Annotated in this window: 17 protein-coding genes; 4 read left to right on the top strand and 13 right to left on the bottom strand. The window is 71.8% G+C overall.

What is annotated here, in order from left to right; translation table 11 throughout:
• Positions 1-211 precede the first annotated feature (211 nt).
• Entirely contained in the window at positions 212-1,303 is a 1,092-nt protein-coding gene (locus ABD259_RS06045; RefSeq protein ID WP_344099986.1) for a serpin family protein, read from the top strand.
• 158 nt (positions 1,304-1,461) lie between these two features.
• Here ABD259_RS06045 and ABD259_RS06040 read toward each other — a convergent pair whose 3' ends face one another.
• The 4 genes from ABD259_RS06040 to valS all read right to left on the bottom strand — a co-directional run bounded on the left by ABD259_RS06040 (position 1,462) and on the right by valS (position 6,283).
• A complete protein-coding gene (locus tag ABD259_RS06040) occupies positions 1,462-2,193 on the bottom strand; it encodes a PIG-L deacetylase family protein (protein ID WP_344160714.1) in 732 nt (243 codons plus the stop codon).
• Between the two features lie 143 nt (positions 2,194-2,336).
• Positions 2,337-3,065 (bottom strand): DUF3710 domain-containing protein, encoded by a 729-nt coding sequence (locus ABD259_RS06035; RefSeq protein ID WP_344099982.1) that lies wholly within the window; start codon positions 3,063-3,065, stop codon positions 2,337-2,339.
• 55 nt (positions 3,066-3,120) lie between these two features.
• A complete protein-coding gene (gene dut / locus ABD259_RS06030; protein WP_344099980.1) occupies positions 3,121-3,597 on the bottom strand; it encodes a dUTP diphosphatase in 477 nt (158 codons plus the stop codon).
• A gap of 106 nt (positions 3,598-3,703) precedes the next feature.
• Positions 3,704-6,283, bottom strand: a complete 2,580-nt coding sequence (valS, locus tag ABD259_RS06025) for a valine--tRNA ligase (protein WP_344160711.1) — start codon at positions 6,281-6,283, stop codon at positions 3,704-3,706.
• A 205-nt stretch (positions 6,284-6,488) separates the two neighbouring features.
• On the opposite strand from valS, the gene ABD259_RS06020 reads away from it, so the two are divergent.
• Entirely contained in the window at positions 6,489-6,767 is a 279-nt protein-coding gene (locus tag ABD259_RS06020; RefSeq protein WP_344099975.1) for a DUF4235 domain-containing protein, read from the top strand.
• A 33-nt stretch (positions 6,768-6,800) separates the two neighbouring features.
• On the opposite strand, the gene ABD259_RS06015 is transcribed toward ABD259_RS06020, so the two are convergent.
• The 4 genes from ABD259_RS06015 to ABD259_RS06000 form a co-directional block, all read right to left on the bottom strand.
• Positions 6,801-7,661, bottom strand: a complete 861-nt coding sequence (locus ABD259_RS06015) for a hypothetical protein (protein WP_344099973.1) — start codon at positions 7,659-7,661, stop codon at positions 6,801-6,803.
• Between the two features lie 182 nt (positions 7,662-7,843).
• Complete coding sequence (locus ABD259_RS06010) at positions 7,844-8,140, bottom strand: DUF4193 domain-containing protein (RefSeq protein ID WP_344099971.1); 297 nt, start codon at positions 8,138-8,140, stop codon at positions 7,844-7,846.
• A 448-nt stretch (positions 8,141-8,588) separates the two neighbouring features.
• Positions 8,589-9,881 carry a sensor histidine kinase gene (locus ABD259_RS06005; RefSeq protein WP_344099969.1) on the bottom strand — a complete coding sequence of 431 codons (1,293 nt, stop codon included), beginning with the start codon at positions 9,879-9,881 and terminating at the stop codon, positions 8,589-8,591.
• Complete coding sequence (locus ABD259_RS06000) at positions 9,878-10,531, bottom strand: response regulator transcription factor (protein ID WP_344099967.1); 654 nt, start codon at positions 10,529-10,531, stop codon at positions 9,878-9,880. Before ABD259_RS06000 ends, ABD259_RS06005 begins: the two co-directional genes overlap by 4 nt.
• Positions 10,532-11,273: 742 nt before the next feature.
• Between ABD259_RS06000 and ABD259_RS05995 the strand changes: the two genes are divergently transcribed.
• The gene (locus ABD259_RS05995; RefSeq protein ID WP_344099965.1) at positions 11,274-11,441 is read left to right on the top strand and encodes a hypothetical protein; all 168 of its coding nucleotides are present in this window, start codon (positions 11,274-11,276) and stop codon (positions 11,439-11,441) included.
• Positions 11,442-11,570: 129 nt separating this feature from the next.
• On the opposite strand, the gene ABD259_RS05990 is transcribed toward ABD259_RS05995, so the two are convergent.
• The 5 genes from ABD259_RS05990 to ABD259_RS05970 all read right to left on the bottom strand — a co-directional run bounded on the left by ABD259_RS05990 (position 11,571) and on the right by ABD259_RS05970 (position 19,963).
• Positions 11,571-12,386, bottom strand: coding sequence for an inositol monophosphatase family protein (locus tag ABD259_RS05990; RefSeq protein WP_344160708.1), 816 nt, complete (start codon positions 12,384-12,386; stop codon positions 11,571-11,573).
• Positions 12,387-12,482: 96 nt separating this feature from the next.
• The gene (locus ABD259_RS05985) at positions 12,483-14,516 is read right to left on the bottom strand and encodes a S9 family peptidase (protein ID WP_344160705.1); all 2,034 of its coding nucleotides are present in this window, start codon (positions 14,514-14,516) and stop codon (positions 12,483-12,485) included.
• Positions 14,517-14,622: 106 nt separating this feature from the next.
• On the bottom strand, positions 14,623-15,477 hold the full coding sequence (locus tag ABD259_RS05980) for an ABC transporter permease (protein ID WP_344099959.1): 855 nt from the start codon (positions 15,475-15,477) through the stop codon (positions 14,623-14,625).
• A 368-nt stretch (positions 15,478-15,845) separates the two neighbouring features.
• Positions 15,846-18,737, bottom strand: a complete 2,892-nt coding sequence (locus tag ABD259_RS05975) for a CocE/NonD family hydrolase (RefSeq protein ID WP_344099957.1) — start codon at positions 18,735-18,737, stop codon at positions 15,846-15,848.
• Positions 18,738-18,931: 194 nt separating this feature from the next.
• Positions 18,932-19,963: a ferrochelatase gene (locus ABD259_RS05970; RefSeq protein WP_344160702.1), complete on the bottom strand. Its 1,032-nt coding sequence runs from the start codon at positions 19,961-19,963 to the stop codon at positions 18,932-18,934.
• A gap of 127 nt (positions 19,964-20,090) precedes the next feature.
• Here ABD259_RS05970 and ABD259_RS05965 point away from each other — a divergent pair, with 127 nt between their 5' ends.
• Positions 20,091-21,392 carry a D-arabinono-1,4-lactone oxidase gene (locus ABD259_RS05965; RefSeq protein ID WP_344099953.1) on the top strand — a complete coding sequence of 434 codons (1,302 nt, stop codon included), beginning with the start codon at positions 20,091-20,093 and terminating at the stop codon, positions 21,390-21,392.
• Positions 21,393-21,401 lie beyond the last annotated feature (9 nt).

The following is a 21,401-nucleotide window of genomic DNA, read 5'->3' as shown; positions in this document are numbered from 1 at the left end:
TCGGCCGTTGTGGTGTCCACCCTAGGCCAACGCGCCGCCGTGTGGCCGGTGTTCCCCCCTCACCCGAGTGTTGGCGGGGCCGTCCCCGGACACGTCGGCGTCGGGCCAGCTCCCGGGCGGGCAGGCGGGCGCACGTCCGTGGACCCCCGACGGCGGGATGCGTAGGCTGACGGCAGACCTGAGTGTGAGTGGTTCTCGCGAGGAGAGTGCTGTGTCTGCGTCCGTGTCCCTGCGCCCCGATCACCTCGACTTCGCACTGCGGCTGCACTCCGAACTGACCGCCTCGGCCGCCCCGTCAGGATTCGTCTGGTCCCCCTACTCGGTGGCCAGCGCGATGGGCCTCGTGGCGACCGGTACGCGCGGAGCGACGCACACGGAACTGACCGACCTGCTCGGCCGCGATCTGGCCGACCACCTGGCGGCGCTCGACGACGCCGTCTCCGAGGGCCCCGAACTCGCCACCACGACCGGCCTGTGGGTCCGCGACGACCTGTCGATCCGTCCCGAGTTCGAAGCCGCGCTGCGCGGCCGCCCGGAGTCCTCCGTGCACACAGCCGACTTCCCCAACGACCCCGAGGGCGTGCGCACAGCGGTCAACAGCGAGGTCGCCAAGGTGACCCGGGGAATGATCGACGAGCTGCTCCTGCCCGGCACGGTGACCACCGACACCCAGGCCCTCCTGCTCAACGCGCTGTGGGTGCGGCTGCGGTGGTGCAAGCCGTTCAGCCCCGCAGCGACCGCCCCCCGGAGGTTCCACGCGCCCAGCGGCACCCGCGAGGTCCCGATGATGCGCAGCGAGAGCAGCATCCCCTACGCGCAGGCGGCCGGGTGGCGCATGGTCACCCTCGCCGGTGACCACGATCTCGCGCTGGATGTGCTGCTGCCCGACCGGGCCGACGCTCCGCTCACTCCGAAGGCGCTCACCCAGCTCTACCGCAAGGCCACCCCGACCACCGTGGACCTGTCCTTGCCGCGCTTCGAGCTGACGCACCGTACCGAACTCAACAGCTCCCTGAAGGCCGTCGGCGTGCGGACGGTGTTCACCGACGACGGCGACCTGGGCGGGATCAGCGACCGGCCGCTCCGCATCGACCAGGTGATCCATCAGGCGGTATTGCGCGTGGACGAGAAGGGCGCCGAGGGCGCCGCCGCCACCGCGGTCATGGTGGCGCTGGCGGCAGCGATCCCCAACCGTCCCGTGGTGTTCACGGCGGACCGCCCGTTCACGGTGGTGCTCCGGCGCCGCTCGGCCATCCTGTTCCTCGGCGTGGTGGCCGATCCGCGCGACCCCGGTCCCGCGTAGTCGCGACGGGCGTGCCGCACGCGGAGCTTCGGCCCCTCCGGCGGCGCGGGCAGGCGGCAGTGGTGGCCGATCCGCGGCCGGGCAGCTGAACAAAAGCCGCCGGGACGCCGCCTGCCCCGTGCCCGCAGGACCCACCCGCGGCGCCGCGACCGTCGGCCTCAGGCGGGGACGACTTCGAAGGTGGTCGCCAGCCCCACTCCGCAGGAGGCACCGTCGCGCTCGGCGTCGGTGCGCAGGAAGGACTTCTGGTCGAAGCCCTCGATGTTGGCGAGGTAGACCTCGTGCGCGTCGAGCGAGGCGATTCCGGCGGCCAGGTGCTCCTCGGTGAGTTCGACGAAGTGGGTCACGCGGGGCGAGTTGGAGAACGCCACCTGGCGCACGCCCGACCAGGGCGCCAGCCCCTCATCGACCAGATCGGTGAAGATCCACCGGTTGGCGGCGTCGCGGACGGCATCGAGCAGGGCGGGGCCCAGCATGCGGTGGTCGGCGTGGTTGTAGGCGGCCGAGCCCGGGAAGTGGTCGCGGAAGTTGAGCGACACGATGACCTCCGGCCGGTACCGGCGGATCGCCCGGGCCAGGGCGCGCCGCAGGGGCAGGCCGTACTCCAGGGTGCCGTCGGGGAAGTCGAGGAACTCGACGGATTCGACGCCAACAGCGCGGGCGGAGGCGAGCTGCTCCTCGACCCGCAGCCGACCGCTCTCCTGGGGTGGGAGCGAGTCGATGCCCGCCTCGCCCCGGGTTACCAGCACTTCGGTGATGTCTTTGCCCTGTGCCGTCCACCGGGCGATGGCGGAGGAGGCACCGAATTCCAGGTCGTCGGGGTGCGCCACGACGGTGAGGGCGCGGGTCCAGTCCTCGGGCAGCGGTTCGGGGGCCGTTGTGGTCGTCATGGGGATCAGCGTACGGCCGACGGCGGCTCGGGGCGGCAGGCGGACGCGGTATGCCGCCCCGAGCACGGTAGAGCCGTCAGCCGACAGCGGGTCGCGGGCAGCGCAAGGGCCAAGGGCGATCGGCGGGTGGCAGGGGGCGGGGGTCAGTCCTGGTCCGGCTGCCCGGCCTGTCCGTTCTGCTGGGCCTGCGCCGCACGCTGCTGCTTGTCCATCGACTCCTTGATCTCCGGCGGGACCGTGATCTCCAGGAGGTCGCGCGGTGGAATGGGGTGATCGCCGCGGACGACCACGATCTGCTGGAAGATCGCCTCAACCGCCGCCATGGCCTCGGGCTTGGCTGCGGCCTCGCCCCGGATCACGCCGCGCAGGACCCAGCGGGGGCCGTCCACGCCGATGAACCGGACCCGCTGGCCCAGCTGATGGCCCTGCTCGTTGGTCTTGCCCTCGACGGGGACGATCGCCCGCAGCTCCTTGCCGAACGGGCCGTCGAAGTCCTCGGCTTTACCGCCCTGCGAGACGACCTGCTCGCGCAGTTCATCGAGCATCTCCTGCCACAGTCCGCTGGACTTGGGCGCGGCGAACGGCTGGACCTGCAGTGCGGAGTTGCCCTGCACGAGCGTGACACCGATGATCTGGTTGGTCCGCTGGGCGACGTTGACCTGCACCTCCAGGCCCTGCTCCACCGGCACCTGGATAGAGCCCAGGTCGATGCGGGCCGCTTCGGGCGCGTCCTCCGAAGCGTCCCACGGCCCTTCGGCCCGGTGCTCGTCCTCGGGCTTGTCCGGCTCCTGTACCGGGGTCGACTCGTGGGCGACCTCGGGGGTGTCGGCAGCGCCGTTCTTCTCGCTCTTCTTGCGTCGGCGTCCGAACACGCCTCACACCTCTCCCGCTACTTCTTGATCCCCGGCCGCGCCGGGGTGGTGGTCGTCATCTCCGTGCCGCGTGGCCGCCGGTGGAACCGAAGCCGCCCTCCCCACGCGTCGAGTCGTCCGGGAGACCGTCCACCTCGCGGAAAGCGGCCCGCTCGACCCGCTGGACCACCAGCTGGGCGATCCGGTCGCCCCGCTGCAGCTTGACCGGGGTCGTCGCGTCGGTGTTGATCAGGGTGACCCGGATCTCGCCGCGGTACCCGGCGTCGACGGTGCCGGGCGCGTTCACGATCGTCAGGCCGCATCGGGCGGCGAGCCCGGAACGGGGGTGCACGAACGCGGCGTACCCCTCGGGTAGCGCGATGGCGACGCCGGTTCCCACGGTCGCGCGCTGCCCGGGATCCAGGACGACGTCCTCGGTGGTGACGAGGTCGGCGCCGGCGTCGCCGGCGTGGGCGTAGGCGGGGATGTCCACCCCGGGGTCTAGGCGGTGGATGAGGATCTCCACCGGGCCGTTAACGGAATCACTACTCACACTTGGCGAGCCTATCGCGGCTCGGCAGCCGCCATGCTCAGTGGATCCGATGGCCGCTGAGGGACGGGGGGTCCGCGCGTGCGCGGACCCCCCGCCGGTTCGGCCGCTAGGCGTCGGACGCGGGCAGCACCACGTCGACCGTGAGCTCACTGTCGCCGGTGATCTCGAAGTCGAGTTCGGCGGCTCGCCCCGCGGCGACGAGGTCGCCCTCGGCGACCTGCGCGTTGCGCACGTTCTTACCGCGGACGACGACCCGCTCGACCTCGGCGCGCATCGACAGCTTGCGCTCGGACTTGGCCTTGCGGACCGCCCGCAGCACGTCGGAGGTCGTGGCGAGGACGGCGGGGTCGCCGTCCTGGGCGGCGGCGCGGAACTCCGCGGCGTCCGGCCAGGACGCGGCGTGCACCGAGCCCTCGTTCCACCAGGACCAGACCTCGTCGGCGACGAACGGCAGGAACGGGGCGAACAGCCGCTGCAGCGCCGACAGGGCGATGAGCAGGGCGGCGCGCGCCGAGGCGCCGGCCCCCGTGGTGGCGTCGCCGTCGTAGGCGCGGGCCTTGACCAGTTCCAGGTAGTCGTCGCAGAACTCCCAGAAGAACCGCTCGGTGTGCTCCAGGGCGCGGGTGTGGTCGTAGGCCTCGAAGGCCGCGGTGGCGTCCTCGACGACCTCGGACAGTGCCGCGAGCATGGCGCGGTCCAGCGGCTCGGTGACGGCGGCCGGGGCGTCGGTCGCGTCCTCACCGGCGACCGACAGCACGAACTTGCTGGCGTTGAGGATCTTGATGGACAGGCGGCGCCCGACCTTCATCTGGCCCTCGTCGAGCGCGGTGTCGGTGCCCAGCCGCCCGCTGGCCGCCCAGTACCGGACCGCGTCGGAGCTGTAGCGCTCCAGCAGGTCGAGGGGGGTGACGACGTTGCCCTTGGACTTCGACATCTTCTTGCGGTCGGGGTCCAGGATCCAGCCGGAGATGCCGGTGCTCCGCCACGGGACGGTGCCGTGCTCGAAGTGCGACCGGACGACCGTGGCGAACAGCCAGGTGCGGATGATGTCCTGCCCCTGGGGACGCAGGTCCATCGGGAACACGCGCTCGAACAGGTCGTTGTCGCGCTCCCAGCCGCCCGCGATCTGCGGCGTCAGCGAGGAGGTGGCCCAGGTGTCCATGATGTCGGGGTCGCCCATGAACCCGCCGGGACGGCCGCGCTGGTCCTCGGTGTAGCCCGCGGGGGCCTCGGAGCTGGGGTCGACCGGCAGCGCCGCCTCGTCGGGGACGATGGGCGCTTCGTAGTCGGGGTTGCCCTCGCCGTCCAGCGAATACCAGACGGGGAAGGGGACGCCGAAGAAGCGCTGGCGGCTGATGAGCCAGTCGCCGTTGAGCCCCTCGACCCAGTGCTCGTAGCGGGACCGCATGTGCCCCGGGTACCAGGCGAGTTCCCGGCCGCGCGACAGCAGCGCCTCGCGGATATCGGTGTCGCGGCCGCCGTTGCGGATGTACCACTGGCGGGTGGTGACGATTTCGAGGGGCTTGTCGCCCTTCTCGTAGAACTTGACCGGGTGGGTGATGGGCGTGGGATCGCCGATCAGCTCGCCGGACTCGCGCAGCATCTCGACGACGCGCTCGCGGGCGGTGTGCACGGTGGCGCCGGCGAGGCGGCCGTAGGCCAGGCGGCCCTCCTCGGAGGTGATCGCCGCGGGCGGCTCGGCCACAACGCGGCCGTCCCAACCGACGATCGCGCGGGTCTCCAGCTGCAGCTCACGCCACCAGGTGACGTCGGTGGTGTCGCCGAAGGTGCAGATCATGGCGATGCCCGAGCCCTTCTCGGGGTCGGCCAGATGGTGCGCCTTGACCGGGACCTCGACGCCGAAGAGCGGCGTGCGCACGGTCTGCCCGACCAGGTCGCGGTAGCGCTCGTCGTCGGGGTGGGCGACCAGAGCGACGCAGGCGGCCAGCAGCTCGGGGCGGGTGGTCTCGATGTGGACCTGGCCGCCGTCGGCGCGGTGGAACGCCAGCTTGTGGAAGGCACTGGGGCGCTCGCGGTCCTCCAGCTCGGCCTGGGCGACGGCGGTGCGGAAGGTGACGTCCCACAGCGTGGGCGCCTCCGACATGTAGGCCTCGCCGCGCGCGAGGTTGCGCAGGAACGCCCGCTGGGCGGCGGCACGGGAGGTGTCGTCGATGGTGGCGTAGGTGTAGCGCCAGTCGACGCTCAGCCCCAGGCGGCGCCAGACGTTCTCGAAGACCTTCTCGTCCTCGGCGGTGAGCCGGTCGCACAGCTCGATGAAGTTGCGGCGCGAGATCGACACCTGCCGCTTGGGGTCGGGCTTGGCGGGCGGGGAGAAGTCCGGGTCGTAGGGGATCGACGGGTCGCAGCGGACGCCGTAGTAGTTCTGCACCCGGCGTTCGGTGGGCAGGCCGTTGTCGTCCCAGCCCATCGGGTAGAAGACCGACTTGCCGCGCATGCGCTGGAAGCGCGCGACGGTGTCGGTGTGGGTGTAGGAGAAGGCGTGCCCGATGTGCAGGGCCCCCGAGACCGTGGGCGGCGGGGTGTCGATCGAGAAGATCTCGTCGCGGCTCTTGGCGCGGTCGAAATGGTAGACGCCGGACTCATCCCATACGTCGACCCATTTCGCCTCGATACCGTCGAGCGAAGGCTTGTCGGGCACGCGGAAGGAACGAGAGCGGTTGGTCATGGGGCAATGGTATTGCTCTGCCGACCGTGATCGCTCCTGGTTTTCCGGGCACCGGGGATGATCGTGGCGTGTGCCTCACTGGGACGGCACGCCCAATGTCGCCGGGACGACACCGGTGGGACGCCGTGCCGCGCGGCCTGGGACATGACAGTATCGTCGGCAGACCCCCGCATGTTGACCACGAGAACGGAAGTGATCGAATCACATGGCAAAGCAGGAAGGTGAGCTCGCCGCGCAGATCGTGGGCGGCGTGGCCGCTCTCGCGGCCGGGTTCGCGGCCCGCAAGGTCCTGACCTTCGCGTGGACCCAGGTGACCGGCAAGGAGCCGCCGAACGACCCGGAGTCGCTGGACATCGGTTTGGGCGAGGCGCTGGGGTGGGCCGTGGTGACCGGCGTCGGCATGGAGGTCGCGCGGGTCCTGGCGGTGCGCGCCGCCTACAAGCGCATGGGGCCGCACCGCCGCCGGGAGCTGGAAGGCCGCTGAGCCTTCACCGATGAATCGCCGGCTCTCCGTTGATCAGGCGTCCGGGCCGGTGTCCGGGGCGGAGGGTGCGGCGCGCACCTGCCGCCCCGCCGCGGTGGGCAGCGGTGCGGGCGCCTGGGCGCGCAGATCGGCGCGGACGGCCTTGCCCAAGGCGAACGTGGCCATGCGGTTGAGGGTGCCTCCGGCGACCGCGCCGGTGAGGTAGGGGCCCAGCGTGGTGAGGTGGCGGCCCATCAGCCGCAGCAGGCGCTTGCGGAGGGCGGCCTTGGCGGCGGTCCCCAGCGCCACCGCGACCGATTCGGGCACCTGGAGGGGGTCGATGCCGCGTTTGCGGGACCACGCCGACAGGTAGCCCGAGGCACGCCGCAATCCGGAGTCCGGCACCGGTGTCTGGTACACCTCGTGCAGCTCGGCGATGAGCTTGACCTCGACGGCCGCGACCACGAGCGTCTCGGCCACGATCTGGGCGGGCGCGGTCAGCAGCAGCGGCGGGGCGGTGAACTGGACGGCCGCCAGGGCGCCGCCGGCGGCGCCGACCGTGGTGGTGGCGTGGGCGGCGTTGCGTACCAGGGCGTCGGCGAGCTCCTCGCCGTCGAGGCCGTTGTGGTGGCGGACCAGTGTCGCGCGGTCGCGTACCGGGATGCGGGGCGCGATGTCGTCGGCGAACACCTCGGTGATCCAGCGGCCGCCGGCCGTGCCCTTGACGCCCGCCCGCCGCGCGCCGTCGGACAGGGCGCGGGCGAGGCGTCCGAGGAGTCCGGCCTTCCGCTTCGGGTCGGTGCCGTCGTCGGTGATGATGCGCCCGACGAGCGCGCCGACATCGTCGTTCTCGGCGGGGACGGGGGTTGTTTCCGCTGCCGCGCCGCCGCCGTCCTCCGCACTGGCGCTGGACACCGTGCTCACCTTCCTCTCGACGTCCCTCTCCATGAAACCAGACGGGGGTGGGGCGCCGGGGGTGGGGCCGGGTCGGGTGGGCACCGGGCGAACATGGCGATGCGCCCCCGCCATGAGGGGCGCATCAGCATGCCAGGGCGCATGGCCTACGAGGCGACTCAAGGGAGGGAGGCCCTCCTGTCTCAGACACACTCCTTGCAGACCAGCTGCCCGTTGCGCTCCTCGGCGAGCTGGCTGCGGTGGTGCACCAGGAAGCAGCGCGAGCAGGTGAACTCGTCCGCCTGCCGCGGCAGCACCCGGACCGCCAGCTCCTCGCCGGACAGGTCCGCGCCCGGCAGTTCCAGGCCCTCGTTGACCTCGTCGGGGTCGACGTCGATGGTGCCCGTGCCCTTGTCGACCCGACGCGCCTGCAGCTCCTGCAGGCTGTCCTCGTTGATGTCCTCGTCGGTCTTGCGCGGGCTGTCGTAATCGGTGGCCATTGCGCTAACTCCATCCCCCTCGTTCTATGCCTCGTCGCGCGGATGTAACGCTTGAGAGACGCCTCTTGTGCCCGTTTCAGCCGGATTTTTCCGTGGGCGCGAGTGGAGTGTTCCCCCTCCCGGGTGACGTTCCACCTGCTGGTGACACGGATCGGCCGGGTCCGGTCATGTCGGTACACGACGCGGACCGGTTCGTTCTCATGTGCTACCCAACGCCCGAAGGATTCCGACCTATTTCTTCGTCTTTCCTCGCACCGGCCGAGCGCGGGTACTCCCCGAGTGGCAAGGTCAGAACAGACACGCCTACGTCGGGATGATTTCCCTCCGTATTCACGCCCGGGAGAGCATACCTACCGTTGGCGGGTGCTCGGACCCAGGGTGGCCGTGTCGTGCGACACGTATAGATATCACGGAGGAGATCCTCGGCGCAGCCTGGTCGCCGAAGGACTCAGCGGCCCGTTCCAGAGGGGCCTTCGGCGCGTCGCTCGGGCAGGCAGACCGTCACCACGAGGCCGCCTCCGGAGCGCGGCCAGGCCTGCACCGTACCGCCGTGGGCCCGCACCACCGAGCGCACGATGGACAGCCCCAGCCCGGCGCTCTTAGCGGAGCGCAGGCGGTCCCCGGAAGCGCGCCGGAAGGGCTCGAACAGGCCCTCGACCTCGTAGCCGGGGATCACCGGGCCGGAGTTCTCCACCTGGACGGCGGGCGCGCCGTCGTAGATGCCGGTGCGGATGGTGATCTCGCCATCAGCGACGTTGTACCGCAGCGCGTTCTCCACCAGATTGCCCACCAGCCGTTCCAGGAGGACCGGGTCGCCGGTGACCGGGGCCGACCGCAGGTCGGAGCGCAGCGTCAGACCGGATTCCTCGATCTCCGCCGACAGCTGGCTGAGGGTGGTCTCGGCAACCTCGGCCAGGTCGATGTGGACGCGGGTGTCGAGCTCCTTGTCGCTCTTGGCAAGCAGCAGCAGCCCGTCGATGAGCCGCTCGTGTCGGGCGTTGGTCTCCAGCAGCGTGCGCCCGACCGATTTCAGATCGGCCGATGCGTCGGGGTCGCTCAGTGCGACCTCCAGCAGCGTCCGGTTGATGGCGAGGGGGGTGCGCAGCTCGTGCGAGGCGTTGGCGACGAACCGGCGCTGCCCGTCGAACGCGCGGTCGAGACGCTCCAGCATGCCGTCGAAGGTGTCGGCGAGTTCGCGGATCTCGTCTTCGGGGCCGCCGAGCGCGATGCGTTCGTGTAGGGAGCGTTCGGACAGGCGCCGCGCGGTGCGGGTGATCTTCTGCAGCGGGGACAGGGCCCGCCCGGCGATCACGTAGCCGAGCGCGACCGCGAGCAGCCCCACGATGACCAGCGCCAGCACCGAGAACCGGGTGACCTGCGCGAGCATGCTCTCGATCAGTCGCTGTTTGAAGTAGGCGATGGCTTCGGGCGACAGATTCGGGGAGTCGACCTCGGGGTTGGCGATGAACGGCAGGGTGTTCAGCACGCCCGCGACGATGACGTAGTTCAGCAGCACCAGCAGGGAGCCGGCGGCGAAAAACAGCATGCCGTAGATCAGCGTGAGCCGGGCGCGCAGGCTCATGTTGTCGGCCAGTCGGTGCACGTGGTGGGAGACCACGCTCTGCGGCTTGGTCGAGGGCGTGGCGGGGGTCGTCAGCCGCCGCCAGGTCCCGGTCTCACCGGGCGGGGTCGGCGCCACCTCTCCCGGTGGAACCTCGGGTTGGCCGTCGCCCGTACTCAAATCCGGTATCCCGCCCCGGGGACAGTCTGGATGACGGGGGGTTCACCCAGCTTCTTGCGCAGGGTCATCACGGTGACGCGGACGACGTTGGTGAAGGGGTCGGCGTTCTCGTCCCAGGCCTTCTCCAGCAGCCCCTCGGCGCTCACCACCGTGCCGTTGGCGCGCATCAGCACCTCCAGGACAGCGAACTCCTTGGGGGTAAGCACCACGTCGCGGCCGTCGCGCTCCACGGTGTGGTTGGCGGGGTCGAGGGTGATGCCGCTGCGGCGCAGCACCGGAGGCAGCGGCGGGACGGCGCGGCGGCCCAGGGCGCGCACGCGGGCGATGAGCTCGGGGAAGGCGAACGGCTTGGCCATGTAGTCGTCGGCGCCGAGGGTGAGACCCTCGACCTTGTCCTCCAGCTCGCGGGAGGCCGTGAGCATCAGGATCCGGCCGGTGTAGCTCTGCTCGACCAGTGACCGCGCCACGTCGTCGCCGTGGACCCCGGGAAGGTCCCGGTCCAGGACGATCACGTCGTATTCGTTGACTCCGGCGTGCTCCAGGGCACTGTCCCCGTCATAGACGACGTCAACGGCCATCGATTCCCGCCGCAGTCCGACGGCGACGGTGTCGGCGAGCACTCGCTCGTCTTCGACCACAAGTACGCGCACTGTGTCCTTCGTTTCCCGCAGAGCCCGGTGGGCCGCTGCCGGCGCATCCCCCAACACACCGGCAGCGGCGTCTATAACCCGGCCGCGTCCAACGTTGTCCCACACCCCGGATAAGGATGAAGTAAACCGTCGCAGCCGGATACGTTCTGCTGCGTGGCCACGATAACGCGGCCCTGGCTTTCATCCGGTACCGCCCAACGTAGAGCGGCACCCGGAGCGCGGCAACCTCGAAAGGCGCCGGGAGTTCGAGTATCGGTGACCGATCCCAGGGTCGGGATCGGCGCACCGACGTTCCCCCGAATGCGAGGAGCCGCTGCCGACGTATCCCCCAACCGCCGGCAGCGGCATCACCCCGCACATCTCGAATCTGACACATCCAGGATAAGAAACAAGTAAGCACTCGCACGAATCATCCGTTGTGTCCCGCGCCACGCCCGAAGGGCGACCATCATCCCCAATACCCGCCATCACCCCTCATCAGCACCTACGGCACCAAATCCGGGCGCATGGGGCCGCCGCCCAGGCCACCCGATCGCCGCCCCTGATGGGACACGCATCACATCGACTGGCATGATGTGATCACGCCGCACCGTCCGGAGCGATCCGATCGCCGACCGCCCATAGCCGCCCAGGCGAGGTTTACCCGGACCGGTGAGGTGGGTACGCACGGTCCGAACTGCTATTCCCCTGTCACACTGGTGTGACGCATCGTAGTTCCTGCTTGAACATAGAGTGAGGTGAAATGGGCGAGTTCCTCGCGGAGATCAAATGCCGCATCAGAGAGACCTCCATGTCGCTCCAAGCGGCGCAGTCCGCCGGAGACGACTTCCTCGCCGACGCGCACCTGTCGGAACTTGAGGACCTGCACCGCATCGCGGCTCGCAACGGGATCGACCCCGAAAGCGCCTGACCTCGTCGTACACCGTGGGCCGGCCGGATCGCGAAGATCCGACCGGCCCTTTTTCCTGCGCCCGCGCCCGCTCGGTGGCGCCCCGACCGCCGCCAGGTGGCCCGCCTCCGGAGGCGGGCCACCGCCGCGTTACGCCGGGGGCGCGGCGGCGTCGCTGTCCGCCCGCAGCGGCTCCAGAAGGTCGTGCAGCTCCTCGAAGAGGCCCGGAGGGGCCGCGACCACCAGGTCGGGGTTGGCGGGCCTCCCACGCAGTCCTTCGACGCGCGCACCGGCCTCCTGGGCGATCAGGGCGGCCGCCGCCCAGTCCCACGCGTTGAGACCCCGCTCGTAGTAGGCGTCGTGGCGCCCCCGACCCAGCGCGCACAGGTCCAGCGCCGCCGATCCGGCGCGCCGGATGTCGCGCACCCGCGGCAGCAGCGCCCGCAGCACCTCCGCCTGGTGGGCGCGGCGCTCGGTGCTGTAGCCGAAACCGGTCGCCACCAGCGCCATCTCCAGCGGCACCGCGGGGCGCACGCGCATCGGCGCTCCGTTGCAGAACGCCCCGCCGCCCCGCGTCGCCGTGTACTCGTCGCCGCGCACCGGCGCCACCACGGCACCGGCCACGACCTCGCCGTCGCGCTCGGCAGCGACCGACACCGCCCAGTCCTCGCGGCCGTAGAGGTAGTTCACCGTCCCGTCGATCGGATCGACGATCCAGCGGACCCCGCTGGAACCGGTCGCGGCGCCGCCCTCCTCACCGAGGACCGCGTCCCCGGGGCGGGCGCTGAGCAGGCGCTTGCGGATCAGGTCCTCCGACGCGCGGTCCATGGCGGTGACGACGTCGGTGGGCGTGGACTTGGTTTCGAGGACGCCGATGCCCTCCTGGCCCTCGGCCGCGAGCCGCCCGGCCTCCCGGGCGGCGTCGAGGGCGAGCGCGAGGAGCTCGGCCGGATCCGCAACGGACATGGAAAATCCCCCTGGTGTGTGGTTACGCACGCGTTGTGCCCGGAGCCGCCCGGGACGGAACCGCGACGGTGATCACAACGGCCGCACGGCCGCACGTCACAGCAGCTCCGGGCGGCACCATTCCTTGCCGAGCACGTGGTGGTCGAGGAACGCGAAGACGGTCTCGTACCAGACCGCGATATTGCCCGGGGTGAGGACCCAGTGGCTCTCGTCCGGGAAGTACAAGAACTTAGCGTCCACCTCGTGGCTGACCAAATCCCACCACAGCCGCAGTCCCTCGCCGATCGGCACCCGATAGTCCTTGTCCCCGTGGATGACCAGCATGGGCGTGGTGATCCGGGACACGTGCCGATGCGGGCTGTTGAGCTCGTACCGCTCCGGTTGGCTCCGGGGATCGCCGAACTCCCGCGCCCACACCCACGGGGCGTCGGTGGAGCTGCCGAAGGCGTCCAGGGCCCACAGCGAGGCGTGCGAGACGATCGCCTTGAAGCGGTCGGTGTGCCCGGCGATCCAGTTGGCCATGTAGCCGCCGAAGGAGCCACCCATCATGGCGGTGCGGTCGGCGTCGATGTCGGCGCGGGCGACGGCGGCGTCGGTGATCGCCACGACGTCACCGAACGTGCACGACCCCCACCGCCCCCAGGCGCGGCGGAGCATGTCCTGGCCGTACCCGGTCGACGGCGCCGGGTCGGGCAGCAGCACGGCGTACCCGCGCGCCGCCAGCAGCCACGGGTTCCACCGCCAGGTCCAGCCGTTGAAGCTCAGGTAGGGGCCGCCGTGCACCCACACGACCAGCGGAGCCGGGGCGTCCACCGCGGCTCCGCTGGGCAGCACCAGCCAGGACCGCAGCGGGGTCCCGTCCTCGGCCGCCGCCTCGACCTCGGTGAGCGTCCCGGGGACGTCCAGGGGCGCCTGGGGGGACTTCAGGAATGTCGGCCGACCCTCGGTCGCCGCCCCGTCCAGGCGCACGGGCGCGGGCGCGGCGTCCCAGGCGTCGCGCAGGGCGTACAGCGTGTGCGCGTCCGGCCCCGGGTTGAGGGAGCTGTAGGCGCCGTCGTCGCCCGTCACCCGGGCCAGCGTGGAGGTGGCGAGGTCGACGCGGAACACCGGGCGGCGCCCGCCGAGGTCGGCGGCGAAGAAGACGGCCGCGGAGTCGGCGGCCCAGGCGTACTCGCGCGGCCACAGTTCGGTGCCGGGCAGCAGGTCGCGGCCCTCGCCGGTGGTGAGGTCCGCGAGCCACAGCGTGCAGTCGCGGGGCTCGCCGTCGTACTCCCCCTCGAAGGTGCGGAGCATCACCGCGTACCGCCCGTCGGGGGAGACCCGGGGATGTTGGAACTCGAACGTCGTGCTGGTGGCCAGCGCGACGCGCTCCCCCGTGGCCACGTCGACGGTGACGACCTCGCTGCGCCACACGCCCTTGCCCGCGTGCACCTGCCAGCCGGTGACGACCGTGCCGCCGCCGGGGGTGATCTCCCCGGTCTGCTCGATCAGCGCCTTGCCCGCGTCGGGGGTGAGGTCACGCGCTTCTCCCAGGCGGGACGCGGCGTCGGCCGGAGGCGTGGCCGCGTAGAGCCGCGGGAGATCCGGGCCGACATCGTGGTCCCAGTAGCGGACCGGGCTGGACTCGTGCAGGATCGCCGTCACCCCGCTGTCCTTGCGGGCCGCCCGCCACTCCGCGTCGACCTGGGCGTCCTCGGCGTCGGGCCGCGTGTGGGCGGTGAAGGCGACGGTGCCGGAGCCGCGGGCCACGGAGAACCGCTTGACACCGCCCGCGGGATCGGCCACCTGGCGGGCCTCCCCTCCCTCGGCCGGGAGCAGCCACAGCGCGGGCTTGCGCGCGTCGGCGGACCCGTTCGACGTGGCCTCGGGGTCGGCGCGGGTGGACGTGAACAGCACCGACCCGTCGGGGAGGAAGGCCGGGGCCGCCTCCCCGGCGGTGGAACGGGTAAGGCGGCGCGGCTCCCGGTCACCGGCGGGGTCGATCTCCCACAGAGCCGTCCCGAACGACGTGGCGTCGGGGTTGAGCTCGCTGACGGGCGCGACGAGCCGTGACCCGTCGGGGGAGAGCCGCAGCCCGTTGACGCGGCGCAACCTGACGTAGTCGGGCAGCTCATACCAGGAACGGACCACAGCGAACCTCCCGCGTTGTCGACTCTTGGTCTGGAGCGACCCTACCGAGGGCGGGGGCCGGGGCGAGCGCCCGGTCATCCTCGGCTCCGCGGGGGCGCAGAGCGTCCTAGGAGACCACGTCCTTGTCCCGGAAATACCGGAACGCCCAGGCGATGAGCACGGTCGCGTACGTGAACGAGACGGCCGCCCCGCGCGCCATCCCGTCCCAGGGCAGTTCGGGGCGCAGCGCGTCGGTCCAGGCGAACATCCAGTAGGCGGGGAGGAACTCGCGGACGGCGCCGAGAGCCTCGACCGCTTCCAGGATGTTGGACATGATGACCAGCGCGACGGCACCGCCGACGGCCCCCAGCGGGGAGTCGGTGACCACGGTCAGCGCGAACGCGGTCCCGGCGACCACGAGCAGCGCCACCATCAGGTAGCACACCACGACGCCCATCCGCAGGAACGAGTCGGCCAGGCTCGGCGCGGGCCCGACCGCGGGCAGCTCGACGGGCCGCCAGCCGTAGACGAGTCCGCCCGCGACCAGCGCCATCAGGGCCAGGATGAGGACACCGGACGCGCTCAGCGCGAGCGCGACGATCAGCTTCTGCCGCAGCAGCCGCATTCTCGGGACCGGCGCGGCCAGCAGGTAGCGGAGGCTTGACCAGCCCGCTTCGCTGGCCACGGTGTCGCCGCAGAACAGCGCGACCACGACGACGAGCAGGAAGCCCGCGGCCACGTAGAGCGTGAACACGGTGAAGTTGAACGCGCCGGTGGTGGCCAGGTCCAGCAGGTTCCAGGTGGGGCCGCCGCCGTTGGAATCCCCGCTGTCCACCGCGAAGGCGAGCACCAGCAGCCAGGGAAGCAGCAGCAGGAAACCGAACGTCAGCAGGGTGCGCCGGCGGCGCAGCTGGCGGCTGAACTCCACCCGCAGCGGCAGCGTGTGCCGGACGTGGCGCTCCGGTCGCGTCGATTCGCTCATCGCTTCTCCTCCCTGGCTCGCCCCGCCGCCCAACACGCCGGACTGTGGTCCACTCACGTGCGCTCCCCCGCCTCTAGGCCTCTGCTCGCGCTCGCCTTCTCACGCGACTCCGCCGCCGAAGCGACCCGGCCTCCGGCACCCGGCAACGACGACTCCGCTCACCCGTCAGCTCGCCGCACAGCACCCCCACCCGCACTCCCCTCCTCACGCGACTCCGCCGCCAAAGCGACCCGGCCTCCGGCACCCGGCAACGACGACTCCGCTCACCCGTCAGCTCGCCGCACAGCACCCCCACCCGCACTCCCCTCCTCACGCGACTCCGCCGCCGAAGCGACCCGGCCTCCGGCACCCGGCAACGACGACTCCGCTCACTCGTCGGCTCGCCGCTCGGTGCTGCTGATCAGCGACAGGAACGCGTCCTCCAGACGGCGCCGCGGCACCACCCGCTGGACGGGGATATCCGCCGCCACGAGCGCCGCGACGAGCCCGGCGACGGTCCCCTCCCGCAACCGCACGACCAGTCCGCCCTCGGCCGGCTCGGCCTCAGCGACGCCGTCCATGGCGCGGACGCGATCGGCCACGGCGGCGGGGTCCGGCACTCCGACGAGGACGGCGTCCCCTTCGCCCACGATGTCGGTGACCGGACCGGCGGCGACGTGCCGCCCCCGGTCCATCACGACGGCGTGGGTGCAGGTCTGCTCGACTTCGGCGAGCAGGTGGCTGGAGATGATCACAGTACGGCCGGTGGCCGCGTAGGCCACCAGTACGTCGCGCATCTCCCGGATCTGGGGCGGGTCGAGCCCGTTGGTGGGTTCGTCGAGGACGAGCAGGTCGGGCAGGCCGAGCATCGCCTGGGCAATGGACAGCCGCTGCCGCATGCCCTGGGAGTAGGTGCGAACCGGTCGCTCCAGCGCCGCGCCGAGGGCGGCGATACGCACGGCCTCGTCCATGTTGGCCTCGGCCAGCGGGCGGCCGGTGGCACGCCAGTACAGTTCCAGGTTGGCCCGGCCGGACAGGTGCGGCAGGTGGCCGGGGCCCTCGACGAAGGATCCCAGGCGGGCGAGCGCGGGGGTGCCGGGGACGACCTGGTGGCCGAAGACGCGGATGTCGCCCGCGTCGGGGCGCACCAGTCCCATGAGCATGCGCAGGGTCGTGGTCTTGCCCGCACCGTTGGGCCCGAGGAGGCCGAGCACCTGGCCGCGCTCCACCCGCAGGGAGAGGTGGTCGACCGCGAGGTAACCGTTGGGAAAGCGCTTAGTCAGGCCCTCGATGCGCAGCGGAACGTCGGCGAGGTCCGGGTCGACCGGGGCCGGTCCGGCCTTGCGACGCCCGATGAGCAGCAGTCCGGCCGCCACGATCACCGCCGACAGCGGCAGCGCCCAGGTCCACACTGGCAGCAGGGGGTGCGGGGTGACCAGGTCGGGCTGGGTGGGGAGGGTAAGCCCGGCCTGGGGGTCGGGCAGGTCGATGCCGTAGGTCGCGGCGGTGCGCGGCCGGTCGTAGGCCAGGTCGGTGGTGCTCACGGCGAAGCGGAGGGTGTGTCCCTCGGCGAAGGTGTGGTCGACCGCCGGCAGGCGGATCTCCACATCGGTGCCGTCCGCGGTGAGGGGCACGCGCACGGGGGCGACGAGCTGGCGCGGCAGCCTGGCCGTGCCGTCGGGGCTGACGTCGTAGACCTTGGCGAAGAGGACGGCCTCGGTGGGGGTGCCGTCCCGGTCGTCCCCCTGGTCGTCCTTCGTGTCGGCCGGTGCCGTGTCCCCGCCGTCGGCGACGCGGATGGTGATCGTGGGCGCACCGGTCACCGTGAGGTCGGAGTCCAGGGGTGCGGACGTGAACGTCGCGGTCTGCCCGGGGATGTCCAGGGCGAACCCGGCGCCCCCGGGCAGGCCGCCGCTCAGACCGCTGAGGGCACCGAGGGCGGGAATCGAGGACAGCGCGGCGGGCGAGCCTCCCGGCGGGGCCACGATCCGCTGACCGCCGTCACCGCCTCCCGTCCCACTGCTGAGCGGGACGGACGCGGCGTCGGTCCCGTCCAGGCCGGGGTAGGCCTCGGTGCGCGCGGCGCGGGGGATCGTGCCCTGCCGTGTCGAGCGGCCGCCGTTGCTCACATGCTGCTCGCGTGTCACCGAGAACCCGGTCGCGGCGTCGGCCGCGCCGTCGCCCTTGAGCCAGGCGTCGAACCAGTTCCGAATGGCCTCGGCCTCGTCCTGGGTCGCGGGTTCCGCCGCGTCGTGGCCGCCCTCGGTCCACATGACGTCCAGCGGGACGCCGTTGTTCTCCAGTGCCCGTGCGGTGGCGTCGGCCTGGTCGAGGGGGAACAGCGAGTCCTGCATGCCCTGGACGAGCAGGGTGGGGGCGGCGATGTCGTCGACGACCGAGGCGGGGCTGTTGCGGTGCAGCAGGTCGAGCATCTTCTGTGAGGGGCGCCCCTCCTCGGCGGCCGCCACGTAGAGGTCGCACACCTCGGGGCGGAAGCGCCCGCAGCGCGCCGAGCCGGTGGCGCCGGGTTCCGCCTCCCCCGTGGATGCCCCCTGGGGAGGCGGCGCGGAGTCCGAGGCGGGGGCGCGGGCGCCGCCGGGTGCCGCCAACCCGCCCGCACCGCCGAGTCCGCCGGGGTCCTGCGTGCCGACGCTGCCCGCGGTGAACAGGAGCCCGGCCCACATCTGCTTGAAGACGCCGTTGCGCGGCCCGTTGCCGGAGGCGTCGGGAAAGAGCGCGTCGGCCAGGTCGCTGTAGGTGGAGCGCGGTGCGATCGCGTCGATCCGGTCGTCGGTCCCGGCCGCCAGCAGGGTGACGGCCCCGCCGTAGGAGCCCCCGGTCATCCCGACGTGGGGGTCGCCCTCGCCGTCGAGCTGGATCTCGGGGCGCTGGGCCAGCCAGTCGAGGAGGCGGGAAACGTCGGCGACCTCGTAGTCGGGGTCGTTGAGCCCGATCTCCCCGCCGGACGCCCCGAACCCCCGCGCCGTCCAGGTCAGCACCGCGTACCCGGCTTCGGCCAGGGCGGCCGCCTCCTTCCGGCTGTTCTCCTTGCTGCCGGCGAAGCCGTGCGCCACGAGGATCGCCGGGACACGGCCCTCGGTGTCGTCCGGGAGGAAGAGGCTGGTGTCGAGCCCGATGTCGGTGTCGCCGCCGGGTTCCTCCGGGACGTCGATGACCTGCTCGACCACCCGGTACGAGCCGCCGTCGTCGGCCCCCTGCCCAGCCGCGGCGACGGCCCCGGCGGCAACGGCCAGGGCCAGGAGTGCGACCGGGACGGTCACGCGTGGACGAGCACGCGTCAGCCAGGCTCTCACGCGTTGCATCGTAGCCGTCGTCCCGCGAGGCCAGGAGGCCCACCCCGCCGCGGCCTCACGTAGCGGAAACCCCCGCAGCGACCCGGCGCGCGTGCAACTGCGAGGCCACGGCCCCGCACCAGGGGCTCGTGGTGAGGATGATCACAAATGGTCGACGCCGGTCACCGGGGTGCGCAGCAGGTGGTCGAGCCGTCGGGGCAGCCGGGGAGCGTGCTCAGCCCGACCCGCGGGGCTCCTGCCGCCCGCTCGGTGACGAGCTCACGCGCCATCGCCACGAACCTCGGGTGGGTGCCGGGGGTCAGCGCGCGCTCGAAGGCGATCCTCAGGCGACGCGCGGTCTCCACCGCCTCGTGGTCGAGGTCGTACTTGACCTCCATGTGGTCGGAGACGAACCCGTGCGGGATGGCGATGACCGCGGACACGCCTTCGGCGGCGAGCTCCTCCAACCGGTCGTTGATGTCGGGCTCCAGCCACGGCTGGCTCGGCGGGCCGCTGCGGCTCTGGTAGACGAGCTCGTAGTCGTGCCCGCCGCCCAGGCGCTCGGTGACCAGTCGCGCGACCTCCTCCAGCTGCGCGACGTACGCGCCGCCCGGTCCGTACCCCTGCTCGGGGGCGCCGCTGGCATCGGCCATGGCGGTGGGGATGGAGTGGGCGGAGAACAGCAGCCGCGCCCCGGCCCGCTCGCTCTCGGGCAGCCGGTCGAGCGCCGCGCGGGCGCACTCGACCAGGGGCTCGATGAAGCCGGGGTGGTCGAAGAACGGGCGGATCAGCTCGATCTCCGGCGCGTCGGGGCCAACGGCCGCACGCGCCGCCTCGATGTCGTTGAGGTAGGCGCGGTGGCTGGAGTAGTTGCTGAAGGCCGAGGTCGCCAGCGCGACGACGCGGCGGACGCCGTCCTTGGCCATCTGGGCGACGGTGTCGGTGAGCATCGGCTCCCAGAAGCGGTTGCCCCAGTAGATGGGCAGGTCCACCCCGTTGGCGGCGAAGTCGGCGCGGATCGCCTCGATCAGGTCGCGGCACTGCTGGTTGATCGGGCTCACACCGTCGAACAGGTAGTAGTGCTCGCCGACCTCCGCCAGTCGTTCGCGGGGGATCCCGCGTCCGCGCGTGACGTTCTCCAGGAACGGCAGGACGTCGTCGACGGCCTCCGGGCCGCCGAAGGAGATCAGCAGAAACGCGTCGTAGGGCCTCATGAATTACATATAACCAGGCCGCAGCGGTCGCCGCGTCCCGGGTCGGCCCCGGCGGCGCGTAACGATCGTCACCGATCCGTCGGCCCAGGTGCCACCCGCTCGCGGGAGTTCGGTAGCGTGCCAAAGCATGACGAACGTGCTGTGGACCACATGGCCTGGAACACATCGGGCCCGGCCGCGCCGAATGGGATACCCCAATACCGCCGACGACGTCGTCTCGGCGGTCCGCACCGCGGCTGAGGAGGGCATCCGGGTGCGGATGGTAGGCACCGGCCACTCCTTCACCGACGTCGCGATCACCGACGGCACCCTCCTCTCCCCCACCTCGCTGACCCGCGTGCGCGACGTGGACCCCGCGTCCGGGACCGCCACGGTCGAGGCCGGGCTGCCGATATGCGATGCCAACGAGGCGCTGCACCGGCACGGACTGGCCCTGGCCAACATGGGCGACATCGCCACGCAGACGATGGCGGGAGCCATCCAGACCGGGACCCACGGCACCGGCCGCGACCTCGGCGGCCTGGCCTCGCAGGTCGTGGGCATGGAACTGGTGCTCGCCGACGGCAGCGTGGTGACCTGCTCGGCCGAGGAGAACACCGACCTCTTCCATGCCGCGCGGGTCGGCCTGGGGGCGTTCGGGGTCGTCACCGCGCTGACCGTGGCGGTGCGCCCGTCCTTCCTCCTGCGGGCCCAGGAGGTCCCGATGCCGCTGGAGGAGGTGCTGGAGAGCTGGGCGCGGCTGCGCGCTGACAACGAGCACTTCGAGTTCTTCTGGTTCCCGCACACCGGACGCACCTACACCAAGCGCAACAACCGCGTGGCCGGGCCCGCCCACCCGGTCAGCCCGTTCCGCGCCTGGCTCGACGACGAGTTCCTCTCCAGCACCGTCTTCGATCTCGTCAACCGCGCCGGGCGGCGGTCCCCCGCGGCCATCCCCACGATCAACCAGATCTCGGCGCGCGCCCTGTCGTCGCGCACCTACACCGACACCTCCTACAAGGTGTTCGCCACCACACGGCGGGTGAAGTTCGTGGAAATGGAGTACGCCATCCCGGCCGAGGACCTCACCGACGTGCTTCGCGAGATCCGCTCGATCATCGACCGCCGCGACCACCGGATCAGCTTCCCGATCGAAGTGCGTTTCTCCCCGGCCGACGACGTCTGGCTGTCCACGGCCTACGGCCGGGCCACGGCTTACGTGGCCGCGCACGTCTACCGGGGGGCGCCCTACGAGCGGTACTTCGCCGACCTGGAGGCCGTCTTCACTTCGGTGGGCGGACGGCCGCACTGGGGCAAGCTGCACACCCGCGACCGCGCCTACCTGGAGTCCGTCTACCCGCGTTTCGGCGACGCCGTGGCCGTCCGCGACCGGGTCGACCCCAAGCGCAGGTTCGCCAACACCTACCTCGACGGCGTCCTGGGGCGCTGACCACGTCCC

Origin of the sequence: Nocardiopsis rhodophaea (genome assembly GCF_039530945.1) — a bacterium.
GTDB lineage: Bacteria > Actinomycetota > Actinomycetes > Streptosporangiales > Streptosporangiaceae > Nocardiopsis_C > Nocardiopsis_C rhodophaea.
Note: the sequence above shows the minus strand (reverse complement) of the source record. Positions and strands in the feature narration are given on the sequence as shown.

Bases quoted from the DNA above. Each gene is read 5' to 3' on its own strand.
- ABD259_RS06040 (WP_344160714.1), bottom strand. From the start codon at position 2,193: ATGACGACCACAACGGCCCCCGAACCGCTGCCCGAGGACTGGACCCGC.
- valS (WP_344160711.1), bottom strand. From the start codon at position 6,283: ATGACCAACCGCTCTCGTTCCTTCCGCGTGCCCGACAAGCCTTCGCTC.
- ABD259_RS06020 (WP_344099975.1), top strand. From the start codon at position 6,489: ATGGCAAAGCAGGAAGGTGAGCTCGCCGCGCAGATCGTGGGCGGCGTG.
- ABD259_RS06010 (WP_344099971.1), bottom strand. From the start codon at position 8,140: ATGGCCACCGATTACGACAGCCCGCGCAAGACCGACGAGGACATCAAC.
- ABD259_RS05995 (WP_344099965.1), top strand. From the start codon at position 11,274: ATGGGCGAGTTCCTCGCGGAGATCAAATGCCGCATCAGAGAGACCTCC.
- ABD259_RS05990 (WP_344160708.1), bottom strand. From the start codon at position 12,386: ATGTCCGTTGCGGATCCGGCCGAGCTCCTCGCGCTCGCCCTCGACGCC.
- ABD259_RS05980 (WP_344099959.1), bottom strand. From the start codon at position 15,477: ATGAGCGAATCGACGCGACCGGAGCGCCACGTCCGGCACACGCTGCCG.
- ABD259_RS05970 (WP_344160702.1), bottom strand. From the start codon at position 19,963: ATGAGGCCCTACGACGCGTTTCTGCTGATCTCCTTCGGCGGCCCGGAG.
- ABD259_RS05965 (WP_344099953.1), top strand. From the start codon at position 20,091: ATGACGAACGTGCTGTGGACCACATGGCCTGGAACACATCGGGCCCGG.